1 protein-coding gene is annotated in these 314 nt (G+C 38.5%); it reads left to right on the top strand.

The features are described 5' to 3' along the window. Positions 1-199, top strand: a 199-nt coding sequence (locus AAEZ03_RS26605) for a hypothetical protein (protein WP_350582778.1), incomplete at its 5' end; no start/stop codon positions are given. Positions 200-314: the final 115 nt, after the last annotated feature.

The raw sequence follows: 314 nt of genomic DNA, 5'->3' as shown, positions 1-314 counted from the left end.
CATTAGCGGCTTATTATTGATATTTGGTAGCGTTTATCAAAATAAAGCTATTCACATTTTTGTGTCAGTAGCGATTGCTACAGGCATGGGCTGCGAAACTGCGCGCTATCAATATCCCCTATTTATTCCAACGGCAACCAGTAGCTCACGCGTATTTTGCAGCTTGGTTGTCTATTACTATTTAATCCTAAAGGTGTAACTAACATGGCTACAGATTTACAAGTCACAACCAACAAGCTATCTAATAAAGAAACTCAGCTAACGGTTAAAGTACCCGTTGAAAAAATTCAAAACAAAGTTGAAGGCCGTATTCG

It is taken from the genome of Pseudomonas sp. HY2-MNA-CIBAN-0224, assembly GCF_040310285.1.
In the GTDB taxonomy this organism is placed as follows: domain Bacteria; phylum Pseudomonadota; class Gammaproteobacteria; order Pseudomonadales; family Pseudomonadaceae; genus Aquipseudomonas; species Aquipseudomonas helleri.
The sequence above is the reverse complement of the archived record's forward strand: the minus strand, read 5'-3'. Positions and strand labels throughout refer to the sequence as shown.